We start from the raw sequence: 17,136 nt of genomic DNA, 5'->3' as shown, positions 1-17,136 counted from the left end.
TGGACGTAGGCCGTGGCCGCGTCCGGGTCGAGGTTGCCGTGCTCGGCCGCGATGTCGCAGAGCGCTCGATCAACGTCTTTGGCCATCGGGTCGGCGGTGCCACAGACGTACAGCTGCGCGCCGTCCTGCAACCAGCTCCAGAGCTGGGCCCCACGTTTGCGCATCAGGTGCTGGACGTAGACCTTCTCGGTCTGGTCCCGGGAGAACGCGAGGTCCAGCTCCGTGAGAAACCCGTCGTGACGCATCTGCTCGAGCTCGTCGCGGTAGTAGTAGTCGGTCTCGGCGTGCTGCTCGCCGAAGAACAGCCAATTGGCCCCGGTGTGGCCGAGCGCTCGGCGCTCTTGAAGAAAGCCGCGGAACGGCGCGATACCGGTGCCGGGGCCGATCATGATCATCGGCGTGTCTGACTCGCTCGGCGGCCGGAAATTGCTCGATGGCTGCAGATAGACAGCGACTCGATCGCCGGGGGAGCGGTCGGCAAGGTAGGTCGAGCACACCCCGCGGCGTGGAACGCCATGGAAGTTGTAGCGCACCGGCGAGACCGTCAGGTGAACTTCCCCCGGGCACTCTTTGGGGCTCGATGAGATCGAGTACAGCCGCGGCTGAAGGCGTTTGAGGACCCTCAGCCACTCGTGGGCAGACGCGGAGACCGGCAGCTGAGCCAGCAGGTCGACGGACTGGCGCCCCCAGGTCCAATTGCTCAGCTCGGCTTTGTTTTCCGGCTTCAGCAGCTCTGCGAGTTTTGTGTTGCCGGTGCGTTCCTGAACGAACCGCACCAGGTCCCGGCTGATGTGGGCGATCTCCATTCGCTCGGTGAGCGCGGAGCGCAACGACATCAGACCATGCTCGCCGACCTCGACCGGTGTCTGCGCGTCCAGTCCGGTGACCGACAGCCATTCGTCGACCAGCCGGTCGCTGTTGCGCGGCCACACCCCGAGCGCGTCGCCCGCTTCATAACTGGCGGTCTCGTCGGAGAGGTCAAATACTATCTGCCGCACGTCTTTTGCGGAGCTCGGTCCGCTGAGCGTGGTGTTGCGGATCATGTCGGTGACCAGCGGGCGCTTTTTGTTGTAGGTCGGTGTCTCGGGACGGGTCGCCGGACGGGGTGCGGCGGTAGCGGGCGCCGGTGCGCTGCCGCCCTGGCCGACCCGAGTGGGTGTGCGGGTGAGCGCCTCGATCACTTCGCCCAGCCAGCCACCGGCGTTCTCCTCGTAATCGGGCTCGCAGTCGACGCGGTTGACGATGCGGGTCGCGCCCAGCTCAGCCAACCGCTCGTCGAGCTTGCGTCCAAAACCACAGAAGTCGTCGTAGTTGGAGTCGCCCAGGGCCAAGACGGCGTAGCGGGTATTGGTGAACTGCGGCGCGCCGTCTCCGGTGAGCGCCCGCCACAGTCCGGCGCCGTTGTCGGGTGCCTCGCCGTCACCGGTGGTGCTCGTGACGATCAGCAGCTCTCGGGTTGTCGGCAAGTCGGCTACCGGAAAGTCGTCCATGCCGTGCAATACGACCGGGAGCGCAGCCTCACCGAGCCTAGCAACGATATCGGCGGCGAGCTCCTCGGCGTTGCCGGTCTGGGAGGCCCACAACACCACAACCGGAGCCTGTTTCGGCTCGGCCCCGGCCGGCCGGGGCGTGGGCGGCTCGTCCGGTGCCTCGGCGGCGGCCGACGCCGGTGCGACCGTCGGCAGCGAGGCGGGCGGCTCGGTGCGCGCGAACATCCCCGCGAGCAGACCGTCCACCCACAGCCGGGTGTTGGTGTCGAGCGGGGCGTTGAGCGGCAACGTGGGCACCCCGACCGTGCCACGACCGGTCTCCGAACGCAGTCCGGCCAGCACCCCGGCAAGATAGGAGCGGCCGAGCGGACCAAGCACAGGTACCGGTTCGTTTGCCACACCGAGGATTTGGGCGAGGGCGTCAACTTGTGGCACGCTGATTTCCGTAACCTCCGCGGCTGCGGGTGCCGCTGTGTCAGTGGCCACCGAAGGCTCGGGCTCGGTGACGAAATCCGTTGTGGTGGCGGCGACCTTCGTGACGGTGATGGCACACGCCTTGAATTCCGGTTGGTAGGACACCGGATCCACCGCGTCGTTGGTGACCGCGTTGATCGACAGGTATTCGCCGAAGGCGTCGTTCCAGTGGAACGGCGCAAAGCAGTTGCCCGGCCGCACCCGGTCCGTAACCACCGCAGGCAACACGGCTCGGCCACGGCGCGAAGCGATTTCGACCCGATCGTCATCGGCGATCTCGAGCCGCGCGGCGTCCTCGGGATGGATTTCGACGAACGGTCCGGGGTTGAGCCTGTTGAGTTTGGCGACCTTGCCGGTCTTGGTCATCGTGTGCCATTGGTGCGGCAGGCGGCCCGTGTTGAGCAGGAACGGGTAATCGTCGTCCGGCATCTCCTCGGGCGACAGGTGCGGCCGGGCGAAGAACATGGCGCGACCAGTCGCGGTGGGGAAGACCAGCCTCGGCTTGCTGCCGTCCGCGCGGACCATCTGGGTCTGGCTGACGCCGTCGTTCAGGTAGCGGATCGGGTTGCGGTCCTCGGTGCCTTCGGGTGGGCACGGCCACTGCAGCGGGGTCTGCCGTAGCCGGTCGTAGCTCGCGCCGCGCAGGTCGTAGCCGGTCTTCGGGTTCCAGAACCCCTTGATCTCCTCGAATACATCTTCGGCGGAGTCATAGCTGAAGTGATCCGAAAAGCCCATCTCGCAAGCGATCCGGGCAATGATCTGCCAGTCCGGCATCGCCTGGCCGGGTGCCGCAACAGCCGGCTGGAACAGCGTCATGTTGCGCTCGGAGTTGATCATCACGCCTTCGGACTCTGTCCACAGGGCGGCGGGTAGCAACACGTCGGCGTAGCCGTTGGTCTCGGTCTCGAAGAACGCGTCCTGCGCGATCACCAGCTCGGCGCGCTCCAGACCCGCCAACACCGTCTTCCGATTAGCAACGCTGGCAACAGGATTCGTGCAGATGATCCAGCAAGCCTTGATCTCCCCACTGGCCATGCGGGAGAACATGTCGACGGTGCCGGCTCCTACCTCGCTGCGCAACGATCCGCGGGGGATGCCCCACTGGTTCTCGACGAAGTCGCGGTCAGCCTCTGACGTCACCGCGCGCTGGCCCGGCAGACCCGGTCCCATGTAACCCATTTCGCGTCCGCCCATTGCGTTGGGCTGCCCGGTGAGCGAGAACGGGCCGCTGCCCGGCTTGCAGATCGCGCCGGTTGCCAGGTGCAGATTGCAGATCGCGTTGGTGTTCCAGGTGCCGTGGGTGCTTTGGTTGAGCCCCATCGTCCAGCAGGTCATGAAATTTTCGGCTTCGCCTATCCAGCGGGCCGCGGTACGGATGTCTTCGGCAGGGATGCCGGTGATTTCGCTGACCTTGTCCGGGGTGAACTGCTCGAGGAAACTCGGCATCTCTTCCCAGCCCTCGGTGAATTCCGCGATGAATTCGGGTTCGGTGTGGCCGTTTTCGACGATCAGGTGCAGCAGCCCGTTGAGCAGCGCGAGGTCTGCGCCGGATGAGATCTGAAGGAAGAGGTCGGCTTTTTCCGCGGTTGCCGTGCGGCGCGGGTCGACGACGATCAACTTGGCGCCGGCCTTGACGCGCTCCATCATCCGCAGGAACAGAATCGGATGGCAGTCAGCCATGTTGGCGCCGATGACGAAAAAGACGTCGGCTTTTTCGAAGTCCTGATAGGAACCGGGCGGCCCGTCCGCGCCGAGGGACAGCTTGTAGCCTGAGCCGGCACTGGCCATGCACAGTCGTGAGTTCGACTCGATCTGGTTGGTGCGGATGAATCCCTTGGTCAACTTGTTCGCCAGGTACTGCGCTTCCAGCGACATCTGCCCGGACACGTACAGAGCGAAGGCGTCCGGGCCGTGCTCGTCGATGAGTGCCCGCAACTGCTTCGCGGACTGGGTGATAGCGGCGTCGACATCGATCTGCCCAAGCGTTTCGCCGCGCTCGGCCCGCGAATAGGCCGAATCCATCCGCCCCGGTGCGGCCAGCATGTCCGCTGTGGTTGTGCCCTTGGTGCACAGTCGGCCGAAGTTGGCCGGGTGATTCTTGTTTCCAACAGATTTCGCGACGTGACGGCGGCCGCTCTCGGGATCGGTTGTGATCTGCAACACCATGCCGCAGCCCACGCCGCAGTAAGCGCACATGCTGTCCACGGCATCCTGACCGTGTTCTGCAGTCACGCTTACTTTCCTCCATTTCGGCGCGCGAGGGCTATCCGCTAAATCGTGCGACAAGGATGTTTCGGTGTCGGGCGTCCGATGTTTCCGCCGTTTTACGGCTTCCTCTCACCGGATCCAGACTCAAATGTGAAGTGTCTGGTAAACCCACCGCCAAGTGCGTAACCGCAGGTCAGCATTGATCTGCGACTGAGGCCAGGTTACCCGCGGGTGCTTCGGAATTCCCTGTCAGAACAGGGGTTCCGACGAAACAAATGGGACATTCACAGTTTTCGCTAAGCTCACAATGTGCGCCATCACTTTGTGATTTTTTTGGTTTTGTTGGCCGCGGCTTGCGGCGGAAAACCTACGACACCGCAGCCGTCGCGGGCGGATACCTGCAAAGATTCCGACGGACCGAGCGCCGACACCGTGCGCCAGGCGATCGCGTCGATTCCCGTCGAGGTTCCGGGTTCGAGTTGGGTCGAGATCGCCCGCGGACACGCCAAGAAGTGCAGCTTGTATTGGGTGCAGGTGATCCCGACCATCGCGAGCGAGTCGACTCCCCAGCAGCTCGTATTCTTCGACCACAACAGGTCGCTGGGCACACCGACGCCAAACCCCAAGCCCTACATCACGGTGCTGCCCGCGAGCAACGATGTGGTCACGGTGCAGTATCAATGGCAGGTGGGCAACGAAGAACCGTGCTGTCCCAAAGGAATCGGGACGGTCAAATTCCAGATCGGGCCGGACGGCAAACTGCAGGCACTCGGCAAGATTCCGCACCAATAGGGTTACGGCACATAATGTTCCGATATTCCGCGATATCCGGTCTGGGTATCGAAGCGATTACAGTGCCCGAACCGGACAATGCATCCAATACTTTTTCAGGAATTCAACAGGAATTTCGGGCCGACAATGACCGCTGCTTGCCTGCCGGCCTGGCACCCTGGAAGGCCGGTGTCGCGCACGGATGCAAGGAGGGTGATGGAACCGCAGGTGCTGCTGCACGGCGAGGGATCGCCGCGCGCCTGGGGCCCGGCGACGGCAGCAGCCGTCCCGCAATTCAATTCGCGGGCCAACATCCTTGGAATGGTCAAGCGAGTGGGTAGGTCCCGTCACCTGTCTCATTGGGACGCAGAAGATCTGGTGGCCTGGGAGACTGGTGGCAAAGCGATCGCGCGGCGCAACCTCTTCTGGTCGACCGTGAGCGTGCATCTCGGTTACGCGATATGGGCGCTGTGGCCGGTGATGGCGCTGTTCATGCCCCGGGAGGTCTACGGCTTCTCCGCCGGCGACAAGCTGTTGCTTGCTACCACCGCCACCTTGGTCGGGGCGTGTCTGCGGCCGACATATGCCGTGGCCACCGCGATATTCGGCGGCCGCAACCTGGCCGTGTTCTCGGCCTTCGTGCTGGTGGTTCCGGTGATCGGCGCGATGGTGCTGCTGGCTCATCCGGGTCTGCCGCTGTGGCCTTACCTGGTGTGCGCCGCGCTGTCTGGCATGGGTGGCGGTAACTTCGCGGCCTCGGCAAGCAACGCCAACTCCTTCTATCCGCACCGACTCAAAGGCGCGGCGCTGGGGATTGCCGGTGGGATCGGCAATCTCGGGGTGCCGATGATGCAGATCGCCGGGCTGGTGGTCATCGCCGTCGCGGGCGACCGGCAGCCGTACTGGGTGTGCGCCCTGTATCTGGTGTTGTTGATCACCGCGGGCATCGGCGCGCTGTTCTTTATGAACAATGTCGCCCAGCACCGGGTGGAGCCGGGCCGTCTGCGATCGATCCTGTCCACAGTGATATCCACTCGCGACACCTGGCTGCTCTCGCTGCTCTACCTCGGCACCTTCGGCTCGTTCATCGGATTCGCGTTCGCGTTCGCTCAGGTACTGCAAACCAGTTTCGTGGCCGGGGGACAAGCCACCTCCCAGGCATCGCTGCACGCCGCCGAACTGGCCTTCATCGGGCCGTTGCTCGCCGCGCTGGCCCGCGTGTACGGCGGCCGGCTGGCCGACCGGATCGGCGGAGGACGCGTCACGTGCGCGGTCTTCGTCGCGATGATTCTCTCCGCCGCGATGCTGATCACCGTCGGCACCATCGAGGATCCGCACGCGGGCCCGGTCAGCGACTCGGCGATGGCCGGCTACGTGGCCTGCTTCATCGCCTTGTTCACCCTGGCCGGGCTGGGCAATGGATCGGTCTACAAGATGATCCCGACCATCTTCGAAACGTGCGGCCGGACGTTGCACATGAGCGAAACCGAACAGCGCCAGTGGTCACGCGTGCTCTCGGGCGTCGTCATCGGGTTCGTCGCCGGCGTCGGGTCGTTGGGCGGCGTCGGCATCAACGTGGCGTTGCGCCAGTCCTACGTCAGCACCGGCACGATGACGTCAGCGTTCTGGATCTTCCTGTCCTTCTACGTGTTTGCCGCCGCGCTGACGTGGATCAGGTACGTGCGCCGACCGCTGGGCGCGCCTTCGGGTGAGACGGCTGCCGGTGCGGTCGGAGCCGGTTGAGCCGAGGATTACTCAGCGTCGGGCAGATTTTCCGGGTGCAGCATCTCGGCGTAGCGCAGCGGCTCCGGGATGCCGAAACCGTCGACCAGCGTCTCGGCGTGCGGGCGTAGCGCCCGGCACCGATCGTTGATCCCGCGGGTGACCGCCTTGGCCCGCGCGGTGGACAGATATCCGTGCTCGACGTACCAAGCCTTGTCCTCTTCGATCACCGACAGCGCGTACACGTCGCACACGATCTCCAAAAGCTCACGAGCTTCGGCGTTTTCACAGGCGTCGATGCCGGCGACGAACGCTTCCAGCACGATCCGGTCGATGTGCGCGCTCGCGGTGTGCAGCACGTGGTCCTGCACGGCGTTGAACGCGTCGAACGCCGACATCTCCTTGGACTTGCCCTGTAGGCGCCGCGCGACCGAGGACAGCAGGTATTCCTCGCGTGCTTCGAACATGGTGACCTGGGTGCCGCGGTTGAACAGGCTGCCCTCTTCTTCGCTGTCCTGACGGGCGTCGATGATTCTTTGCATAATCGCCTCGGCCGCAGTGCGTTTCATCACCCGCTCGCCGACAGTGTTGGCGGCAAACCGCACCCAGTCGACCGGGCTCATGCTCTTGATGTCGTCGGCGTAGGCGGTCAGCAGTTCCTTGGCCACCAACTGGGTCAGTACGTGGTTGTCACCCTCGAATGTGGTGAACACGTCGGTGTCGGCCCGCAGTGCGATCAACCGGTTCTCGGCCATGTAGCCCGCGCCGCCGCATGCTTCCCGGGCCTCCTGAATGGCCTTCGAAGCGTGCCAGGTGTTGGCCGCCTTCAGGCCGGCGGCCCGCGATTCCAGCTCGCGCTGTTCCTCGGCGTCGGGGAAGTCCGACGTCTGCAAGTCGTGGCACTTGGCCACCAGCTCGTTCTGCGCGAACTGCAGCGCATATGACTTGGCTATCAACGGGAAAAGCCGCCGCTGATGCACCAGGTAGTCCATGATCAGCACTTCACGCTCGTCGTCGTCGGGTGCGCTGAACTGCCTGCGCTGCAATGCATATCGCGTGGCGATGTCCAGCGCCACGCGGGCAGCGCCACCCGCGCTGCCGCCCACGGTGATTCGGCCGCGGATCAGCGTGCCGAGCATCGTGAAGAACCGGCGGTTGGGGTTGTCGATCGGCGAACTGTAGGTGCCGTCGGGTGCGACGTCACCGTATTTGTTCAGCAGGTTTTCTCTCGGCACGCGGACGTGGTCGAACATGATGCGGCCGTTGTCTACACCCGGCAGGCCGCCCTTGTAGTCGCAGTCCGACGTCGTCACCCCGGGCAGGTCGTTGCCCTCGGCGTCGCGGATCGGGACCAGGACGCAGTGCACGCCGTGGTTGACCGGCTCACCGTCTTCGGTGGTGATTAGTTGCGCGAAAACCGATGCCATGGTTGCGGTTTCGGCGGCACCCCCGATGTAGTCCTTGCGGGAGGACGGGGTGGGGGAGTTGATGACGAACTCTTCGGTCTCGGGGTCGTAGGTCGCGGTGGTCTCCAGCGACTGGACGTCGCTGCCGTGTCCGGTTTCGGTCATCGCGAAACAACCGCGCAACTCGAGGCTGATGGTCTTGGGTACGTAGGCCTCGTGGTGGCGCTCGGTGCCCAGGTTCTCCACGGCGCCGCCGAACAGCCCCCACTGCACCCCGGCCTTCACCATCAGCGACAGGTCCGACATCGCCAGCATCTCGATCATCGTGACCGCGGCACCGACATCGCCGGTGCCCCCGTGCTCCTTGCGGAACGAGTCCGCGGCGGCACCGAACGCGGCCATGATCCGCATTTGCTCGGCCACCTTGGTGCGCGCGATCACCGTGTTCGGCGTGTAGTGCGGGCGGAAGAGGTCCTCGGTCATCGCGGCCCGCATCCGGTTCTTCACGTCGCGCCAACGCCCGTCCAAGGCGTTGCGCAAATGTTCGGCAGTATTCGTCGTGTCTGGCGCCATACCCGACGGTAACGTGCCGCCCGCGCCGCGGGAATAGAGGTGTCGACGGCATCACGCCGGGACCGAAACTCGCCTTTCGTGCGCCGGCGGCCGAAGCCGGAACCGGACAAACCCGGCCCACGCCGCGCCGAAGACGGCGAGCACGGTCATGTCGAACATCCACCAGCCGGCGTAGTGGGTCCACATCAAGATGTGGGCGGCGTGTGTGTCGACCCGGTGCAGGTCGACGGTCGAGGCGGAGGCCGCGAAACCCCACTGCGCAGGGATGAACCAGGAGATCTGGTCGTAGCCCCAGGTGCCCACCAGCGTGATCAGGCCGCCGGCGAACAGCAGCGAAGCCAGGATCACCGGCACCACCAGTGGCAGCACCTCTCGCAGCGACTTGCCCAGCGTCGACATCGCCAGCCCGACGATCGCCGAGACGATGGCCGTCAGCGCCGCGCTCATGTACAGCTCGGCGGTGGCGTTCTGCAGCAAGACGGCGCCGTGCACGGGCCCGCCCTTGTCGGCGATGACGATCGTGAACACGATGGCGGTCAGGACTGCCGCGGCCACGCTGGAGAAGAGGATCTTGGCCGCCAGATAGGCGGACGTGGAGAGCCCGACGGCTTGCTCGCGGCGGAAAACGCGCCGCTCGCCAACCAGTTCGCGAACGGTCAGCGCGGTACCCAGGATCACCGCGGCGAGGTTGAGTGCGGCCAGAATCTCGACGGCCTCGTGCAGATTGCGGCTGGTCGCAGCTGGGCGGGCTAGGCCGGAATCGCCTGGAATCAATAGAGTTAACGCCGCCAACGCGAACGGCAGCGCGATCAACGACAGGGCGTAGATGGGATCGGCGACGAGCAGCCGCGTTTGCCGACGCATCACCAACCACCCTTGCCGGGTCATCGTGAGCGCTCGCTGAGGCGGCCACGGTTTGGCGATCTCGGGCGGTTCCGTCGGGCCTTGTGCCTGTTGCCGGGCGCTGAACGCGCGGTGGGCACCGTCGGGATCGGCCCTGATCTGTGCGATGACCTCGGACCAGTCGGCGGTACCCATCGCGGACTCGATCTGCAGGGGAGCCCCGGCGAAGGCCATGGTCCCGGCGGCCGTGAGCAGCAGTACCTGGTCGCACATGTCGAGGTGAGTCGGGGATGTGGTTGCCAGCACGACGACACAGCCGAGGTCGGCCTGGCGTCGCAGCACCGCCATCACGTGCGCCTGCTGCGCCGCATCCAGGCCGGCGCTCGGCTCGTCGACCACCAGAAGTGTGGGTCTGGTGATCAGTTCGATCGCCACCGAAGCGCATCGGCGACGGTCCGGCGAGAGTTTGGCTATCCGGGTCTTACGGTGCGGGGTCAGGTCGAGCTCTTCGAGAACCTGGTCGACCACTCGCTGCCGGTGCTCACCCGGGGTGTCGGGCGGTAGCCGCAGTTCGGCGGTGTAACTCAGCGCCCGTTCGACCGTCAGCCGCCGATGAATTCGTTCCTCACGCGGCACGATGCCGATGCGAGTGCGCATGGAGTCGGGTTCGGCGTACACGTCGTGGCCGTCGACTGCGACTAGTCCGGCGCTGGGCCCCTTGGTGCCGGCGAGCATCCCGAGCAGCGCCGAGTTGCGGGTGGCCGACGGCCCGGCGATCGCGGTCAGCGTGCCCGGACGCGCCGTGAACGAGACATCGGTGAGCAGTTCGTGCCCGTCGCTGGCAAGTCCCAGCCGGTATGCGTTGACGCCGACCGTGCGTGCGGCGGACTGGAGCGGCAGCCGATAGGTCGTGCTCGACTCTTCGGTGCCGAAGCTGGGGCGGCTTGCCCGCAGTTTGCGTGTGGCGTCGGTCATCCGCTCGATCAGGCCGCGCCCTTTGGGCTGTTCGTCCTCCCGCGCCGCTGGTGGCGGCTGGATCGGTGGCGGCGGTGGTTCCGGCGGCTGCATCGGCGGTGGCGGTGGTGGTGGCGTCGGCGGTGGCACGAATGGCGCGGTCGGCGGCACTGGTGGTGCTGGTGGCGCGATCGGCCCGGGCGGCTTCAGGGGCGGCCCCATCGGCGGTGGCGCCATCGGCGGGCTGGGGCGCTCGTTCGTCGGCTGTCGCGACGGGGTGATCCGCATGCGCTGGGTGCCCCGCTCGGTCGGAACCTGTGCAGCGGGTTGGTTCGGCGCGACGGGCGGTCGCGGTGGCTGCGGAGGAGGCGGCGGGGCGGGCGCGCGGGGCGGCGGCATCGGCGGTGGCGGAGGGTGAGGCGGGTGCTGCGGGGGACCGGGCGGTGGTCCTGGTGGGCCGGCCGGGGAGCCGACGCGGAAAACCAGCCGCGGCCCGCGCTGGGGATCACCGAGCGCAATCTCCTGGCCGTCGCGGATGTCGACCGTCGGAACCCGGGCGCCGTCGACGAAGAGGCCGGTGCGGCTTCTATCGATGGCAACCCAACGCGTTCCCGCGAAGCGCAGCAGCAGATCAGGCTGCGGAATCGGTGGGGGCGGGGCGGCGAAGCCCAAGCGGTCCAGCGGAATGTCGCACCAGTCGCCGTACGCCACGATCACGTCGCGACCCGGAGCGAAGACGTACCTCACCGCTCCGACGAAAACGGTGAGTGGTGAGGCTGAGAACGCGGAAGCCACTGACTAAGTGTCTACCCGCCGGCAGTGGTCGACCCGCAAGGGGTGTGCGCGGGTCACAGTGTGTTGCGGCGTGGTGTCGCCGCGGCATTGTCGAGAAGCCGGCGCAAAACCTGGACTGCTTCGGCCAGCACCTGGCGGTCCGCCGGCTCCAGCATGGCCAATTGCGGTTCGATCGCGGCGGCGCGATCGGCCCGAACGGCGTTCAGGGTGCGCCTTCCTGCGGGCGTGATCCGGATCCGGACCGCCCGGGCGTCGCCGGGGTCGACAGTGCGGCTAACCAGGCCGGCATCCTCGAGCCGACGCACCTGCGTGGTCATCGTCGGTTGAGAACAGTGGTCGACGGCGGCGAGGTCGCCGATGCGCGCTTCTCCGTGCACTTCGACGGTCGCCAGCAGCCTGGCCTGTGCCGACGGCAACGGCATCTGGATGCGCTGCGTGGCCAGTCGGTTCAGCCGGGCGACCACGGCGAGCAGGTCCGCGCCCAATCCCTGCTGAAGCGCGAGGTTTGCCCTGTCGACGACGTTGTCCATATAGACATGGTTGCATAGCTTTGCTATGGGAGACCAATCGCGGATGCGCGCCGCCGAGAACCAGCAAAGACCAGCACGCCAGCGCTAGTTGACCACGGATCCGATTTCGACCTGGCACAATCAAGAAAGTGACCGCGCGCCCCCTTCGGCATCACACGGGTGGACCGTTGCAGCCGAATGAGTTAGCACAGGCCGCGGTGATGGGGGCGCTCTGTTCGGTGACCGCCATCATCGCCGCGGTCATTCCGTTTGCCCAGGGGTTGGGGGTGCTGGGTACGGTCCCCATGGGCCTGCTGGCCTACCGCTACCGACCACGCGTCCTGATCGCCGCGACCGTTGCCGCAACGATGATTGCCTTCCTGATCTCCGGGCTGGGCAGTTCCGCGATGGTCGTCGACGCGGCCTGGGTCGGCGGGATATGCGGGATCGTCAAACGCAAAGGCCGCGGCGTCCCCACGGTGATCATCTCGTCGCTGATCGCCGGGGTGATCTGGGGCTCGGCATGGGTCGGTGTGTTCGCGGTGCTGGCTCGGTTGCGGCAGTTGATCTTTGGGGTACTGACCGCGAACGTCAACGGCGTCGCCGCGTTCCTGCGCTGGATACACCTACCGGACGTCGCCGCGACCATGCAGCGATACGTCGCCGAGGGCCTGCATTACTGGCCCTGGCTGGTGCTGCCCTATCTGGTATTCGTGGTCGTCGTAGTGACGCTGATTGGTTGGTCGGCGCTGTCTCGCCTGCTGGAGCGGATGGGCGACATCCCCGATGTCCACAAATTGGATCCTCCCGATACCGACGGGGCTTCCGACGGCCGGATCGGTCCGGTGCCGGTGCGATTGAACAACGTTCGGTTCCGCTACCCGAAAGCCGTTCAAGACGCGCTGCGCGCGGTCAGCCTGGAAGTTCGGGCCGGCCAGCATGTCGCGGTCACCGGTTCCAACGGTTCCGGGAAAACGACGCTGATGCTGATCCTGGCCGGCCGGCAACCGACGTCGGGCAGCGTGCAACGGCCCGGCGCGGTGGGTTTGGGCGAGCTCGGCGGCACGGCTCTTGTCTTGCAGCACCCGAAGAGTCAGGTGCTGGGCACCAGGGTCGCCGACGATGTGGTGTGGGGTTTACCGCCGGACGCCCGCGTCGATGTGGACCGGCTGCTGAGCGAGGTCGGCCTAGAGAATCTCGCCGACCGCGACACGTCGAGCCTGTCGGGCGGAGAACTGCAACGCCTGGCGCTCGCCGCGGCGCTGGCCCGCGAACCGGCGCTGCTGATCGCCGACGAGGTCACCTCCATGATCGATCAGGAGGGCCGGGATACGCTGCTCGGCGTCCTGTCGGGTCTCACCAAGCGGCACCGCACCGCTCTGGTGCACATCACTCACTTCGACAACGAGGCCGCATCCGCCGACAGCGCCATCAATCTCAGTGATTCATCGGATAACAAAGCCGCGGTCGAGATCGTGGACGTGCCGGTGCCGACCGGCGCGACGGGGCCGCGGCGCGACGCCGGGACTATCGAACTCGTCGGCGTCGGGCACGAATATGCCAGTGGCACACCATGGGCCAAGCCCGCGCTGCGCGACATCAGCCTTGTCGCTGAGCAGGGTGACGGGGTCTTGATCCACGGTCACAACGGCTCGGGTAAGTCGACGCTGGGATGGATCATGGCGGGGTTGACCGTCCCCACCAGTGGCGAGTGCCTCATCGACGGCGAGCCCACGCATGAGCACGTCGGCGAGGTGGCGTTGGCCTTCCAGGGGGCCCGGCTGCAATTGATACGCAGCCACGTCAACCTGGAAGTGGCTTCCGCGGCAGGCTTTTCGCCTCATGACGAAGACCAGGTGGCCGCCGCGCTGGGTCTGGTCGGGCTGCAACCGTCGTTGGCCACACGGCGCATCGACCAACTCAGCGGTGGTCAGATGCGGCGTGTGGTGCTGGCCGGGCTGCTGGCGCGTTCGCCGCGAGCGTTGATTCTCGACGAGCCGCTGGCGGGATTGGACATCGACAGCCAGCGCGGCTTGCTTCGACTGCTGGAACGCTTGCGCCGCGAGCAGGGTCTGACGCTGGTGGTCATTTCGCACGACAGCGTCGGCCTGGAAAGTGTCTGCCCGCGCACCCTGCATCTGCGCGACGGCGTCCTGGATACGGTGTCGACCTCGACAGGGGGCGTGGCATGACCGACACGGTGTCACCGGCCGCCGCCAAGGGCCGGACCCGGCGCCCACCCCGGCCGGTCGTGCTGCTGGTTCCGGTGCCCGGGAACTCCGTCATCCACCAGTTGTGGGCCGGCACAAAGCTACTCGTTGTGACCGGCGTCGCGGTGCTGCTGACGTTCTACCCGGGTTGGGTAAGCATCGGATTGCTCGGGGGCCTCGTGGTGGCGGCGTTGTGGCTCGCGCACATTCCGCGCGGCGCGATGCCGACGGTACCGCGCTGGATGTGGTTCGTGATCGGGCTGGGCTTTGTGACAGCCGCGGTAGCCGGCGGCAGCCCCGTGCTCTCGGTGGGCGGCCTGCAGGTCGGACTCGGTGGTGCGCTGCACTTCCTGCGGATGACCGCGCTGACGATCCTGCTGATAGCTCTCGGGGCGATCGTGTCCTGGACGACCAATGTCGCCGAAATCGGTCCCGCGCTGGCGACTTTGGGCCGGCCTGCCAAGATTTTCCGGATCCCGGTCGACGAATGGGCGGCGGCGTTGGCGCTCGCGCTGCGCGCCTTCCCGATGTTGATCGAGGAATTCCAGATCCTCTACGCGGCCCGCCGGCTCCGCCCCAAAGAGGAGCTGCACAGCCGCAAGGCTCGACGTCGGCAGCAGGGCCGTGAGGTGATCGACCTGCTCGCGACGGCGATGGTCGTGACGTTGCGGCGTGCTGACGAGATGGGCGATGCGATCACCGCCCGCGGCGGGGCGGGTCAGCTGTCCGCGTCGCCGGCGCGGCCGAAAATGGCGGACTGGGTGACGCTCGGCCTGTTCGTCGCGGCGGGTGCCGCTTCGGTGGCGCTCGAGACAGTCCTGCATCTCAGTCCGGTTTAATGAGCTGGTCCTCGCTCGTCGCGTAGCGTTAGCGCGTGGCCGACATCCAGCGCACTCGTACCATCGCGGCCCCCGTGCAAGAAGTCTGGGATGTCCTCGCGGACTTCGGCGCAATCGTTTCGTGGGCCGACAACGTCGATCACTCATGCATCCTGACTTCCGGTGCCGACGGGACCTCGATCGGTACCACCAGGCGAGTCCAAGTCAAACGTGACACCCTCGTCGAGCGGGTCATCGAGTTCGACCCGCCACACGTGCTCGCCTACGACATCGAGGGCCTGCCCCGCCTGCTGCGCCGGGTGACCAACCGCTGGACACTCGCGGCCGACGCGGGCGATTCGACCGTCGTGACCCTGACCAGCACGGTCGAAACCGGGCCTCGCCCACCCCAAAGGCTTGCCGAACGCGTCGTATGTCGCGTTGTTGCACGACAGTCCGACTCGATGCTTGCCGGACTCGCGAACCGATTGGAGAACGCGCGTGTCTGATCGCCCCGACATCGTCATCCTGATGACCGACGAGGAACGTGCGGTGCCTCCGTACGAGACGCCCGAGGTGCTCGCGTGGCGTAATCGAATACTGCTGGGGCGCAAGTGGTTCGACGATCACGGCGTCAGCTTCGGCCGGCACTACACCGGTTCGCTTGCCTGCGTGCCCAGCCGACCGACCATCTTCACCGGGCATTACCCCGACTTGCACGGGGTCACCCAGACCGACGGCATCGGAAAGACCGCCGAGGACTCCCGGATGCGCTGGCTTCGCCGAGGCGAGGTGCCCACCCTGGGTAACTGGTTCCGTGCGGCCGGATACGACACGCACTACGACGGCAAATGGCACATCTCGCACGCGGATCTGATCGACCCGGAGACCGACCGTCCGCTGGCGACCAACGACGACGACGGTGTCGTCGACCCGGTCGCGGTGCAGCGCTACCTTGACGCGGATCCACTGGGGCCGTATGGGTTTTCCGGTTGGGTCGGCCCGGAGCCGCACGGCGCGCTGCTGGGCAATGCCGGCATTCGCCGCGACCCGCTGATCGCCGATCGTGTCGTCGCCTGGCTCACTGACCGTTACGCCCGCCGCCGCGCCGGCGACCACGCTGCGCTGCGTCCGTTTCTGCTTGTCGCCAGCTTCGTCAACCCGCACGACATCGTGCTGTTCCCCACCTGGTCGCGCCGCGGTCCGGTCAAGCCGTCCCCGCTGGACCCGCCGCCGGTCGCCCCGGCGCCCACCGCCGACGAAGACCTGTCGACCAAGCCGGCCGCGCAAATCGCGTTTCGTGAGGCCTATTACTCCGGCTACGGTCCGGCGCCGATGATCAATCGGACCTACGAGCGCAAGGCGCAGCAATACCGCGACCTGTACTACCGCCTGCATGCCGAGGTGGACGGACCGATCGACCGCGTCCGGCGCGCCGTCACCGAAAATGGTTCGGACGACGCCGTATTGGTGCGTACCGCCGATCACGGCGATCTGCTGGGCGCCCACGGCGGACTGCACCAGAAATGGTTCAACCTTTATGACGAGGCCACCCGCGTTCCCTTCGTCATTGCCCGCATCGGCGCACACTCAACGCAGCCCCGGGTGGTCACGGCACCGACCTCACACGTCGACCTGGTCCCGACGCTGCTGGGAGCCGCGGGCGTCGATGTCGCGGAAGTCGCGGCAACGCTGGCGGAGTCGTTCACTGAGGTCCATGAGCTGCCGGGCCGGGATCTCATGCCGATCGTCGACGGCGCACCCGCCGACGAGACCCGGGCCGTGTACCTGATGACCCGCGACAACATGCTGGAAGGAGACAGCGGCGCCTCGGGTTTGGCACGCCAGCTGAAGCAGACGGTCAATCCGCCCGCGCCGCTGCGTATCCGGATTCCGGCCCACACGGCGTCGAATTTCGAGGGCCTGGTTGTCCGGGTCGACGATGCTGCAGGCGCCGGGCACCTGTGGAAGCTGGTCCGCACCTTCGACGATCCGGGTACCTGGACCGAACCCGGCGTGCGCCATTTGGCGGCCAATGGCATTGGGGGAGAGGCGTATCGGACGTCTCCGCTCGATGACCAATGGGAGCTCTACGATCTGACCGCCGACCCGATCGAAGCCGACAACCGTTGGACGGATCCCGATCTGCATGACCTTCGGCAGCACTTGCGCATGCAGCTCAAGCAGGCCCGGGCGAGCTCGGTCCCGGAACGAAACCAGCCGTGGCCCTATGCAACTCGCCGGCCGCCGACCGCCTCGGGGTCCAGGCTGGCGCGCTGGTTCGGCGCTCGCTGACGTTCGGCGCGCGCGAGTCTAACCGCACGGCGAAAAATCGACCCGAATCTCGCAGTGGCGTTAGGCTC

10 protein-coding genes are annotated in these 17,136 nt (G+C 66.3%); 6 read left to right on the top strand and 4 right to left on the bottom strand.

The window, feature by feature from the left end; all coding sequences use genetic code 11:
* The coding region (locus ACZY0B_RS24490) for a molybdopterin-dependent oxidoreductase (RefSeq protein ID WP_463766829.1) at positions 1-4,160 on the bottom strand (4,160 nt) is incomplete at its 3' end.
* 336 nt (positions 4,161-4,496) lie between these two features.
* Here ACZY0B_RS24490 and ACZY0B_RS24485 point away from each other — a divergent pair.
* Entirely contained in the window at positions 4,497-4,964 is a 468-nt protein-coding gene (locus ACZY0B_RS24485; RefSeq protein WP_463766828.1) for an LppP/LprE family lipoprotein, read from the top strand.
* A 195-nt stretch (positions 4,965-5,159) separates the two neighbouring features.
* Positions 5,160-6,686: a nitrate/nitrite transporter gene (locus ACZY0B_RS24480; RefSeq protein ID WP_463766826.1), complete on the top strand. Its 1,527-nt coding sequence runs from the start codon at positions 5,160-5,162 to the stop codon at positions 6,684-6,686.
* Positions 6,687-6,694: 8 nt separating this feature from the next.
* On the opposite strand, the gene ACZY0B_RS24475 is transcribed toward ACZY0B_RS24480, so the two are convergent.
* From ACZY0B_RS24475 to ACZY0B_RS24465, 3 genes are all read right to left on the bottom strand, one after another.
* Entirely contained in the window at positions 6,695-8,644 is a 1,950-nt protein-coding gene (locus ACZY0B_RS24475; protein WP_463766825.1) for an acyl-CoA dehydrogenase family protein, read from the bottom strand.
* A gap of 51 nt (positions 8,645-8,695) precedes the next feature.
* Positions 8,696-11,188, bottom strand: a complete 2,493-nt coding sequence (locus tag ACZY0B_RS24470) for an ATP-binding cassette domain-containing protein (RefSeq protein WP_463766824.1) — start codon at positions 11,186-11,188, stop codon at positions 8,696-8,698.
* A gap of 101 nt (positions 11,189-11,289) precedes the next feature.
* Positions 11,290-11,766, bottom strand: a complete 477-nt coding sequence (locus ACZY0B_RS24465; protein WP_463766823.1) for a MarR family winged helix-turn-helix transcriptional regulator — start codon at positions 11,764-11,766, stop codon at positions 11,290-11,292.
* Between the two features lie 200 nt (positions 11,767-11,966).
* Here ACZY0B_RS24465 and ACZY0B_RS24460 point away from each other — a divergent pair, with 200 nt between their 5' ends.
* From ACZY0B_RS24460 to ACZY0B_RS24445, 4 genes are read left to right on the top strand one after another with little or no spacing between them, the layout of a single operon-like run.
* A complete protein-coding gene (locus tag ACZY0B_RS24460; protein ID WP_463766827.1) occupies positions 11,967-13,937 on the top strand; it encodes an ATP-binding cassette domain-containing protein in 1,971 nt (656 codons plus the stop codon).
* Positions 13,934-14,794: a CbiQ family ECF transporter T component gene (locus ACZY0B_RS24455; protein ID WP_463766822.1), complete on the top strand. Its 861-nt coding sequence runs from the start codon at positions 13,934-13,936 to the stop codon at positions 14,792-14,794. The genes ACZY0B_RS24460 and ACZY0B_RS24455 overlap by 4 nt, the downstream gene beginning before the upstream one ends.
* 35 nt (positions 14,795-14,829) lie before the next feature.
* Positions 14,830-15,282: an SRPBCC family protein gene (locus tag ACZY0B_RS24450; RefSeq protein WP_463766821.1), complete on the top strand. Its 453-nt coding sequence runs from the start codon at positions 14,830-14,832 to the stop codon at positions 15,280-15,282.
* A complete protein-coding gene (locus ACZY0B_RS24445) occupies positions 15,275-17,068 on the top strand; it encodes a sulfatase-like hydrolase/transferase (RefSeq protein ID WP_463766820.1) in 1,794 nt (597 codons plus the stop codon). Before ACZY0B_RS24450 ends, ACZY0B_RS24445 begins: the two co-directional genes overlap by 8 nt.
* Positions 17,069-17,136: the final 68 nt, after the last annotated feature.

Source organism: Mycobacterium sp. IDUB_19, assembly GCF_055419445.1.
Note: the sequence above shows the minus strand (reverse complement) of the source record. Positions and strands in the feature narration are given on the sequence as shown.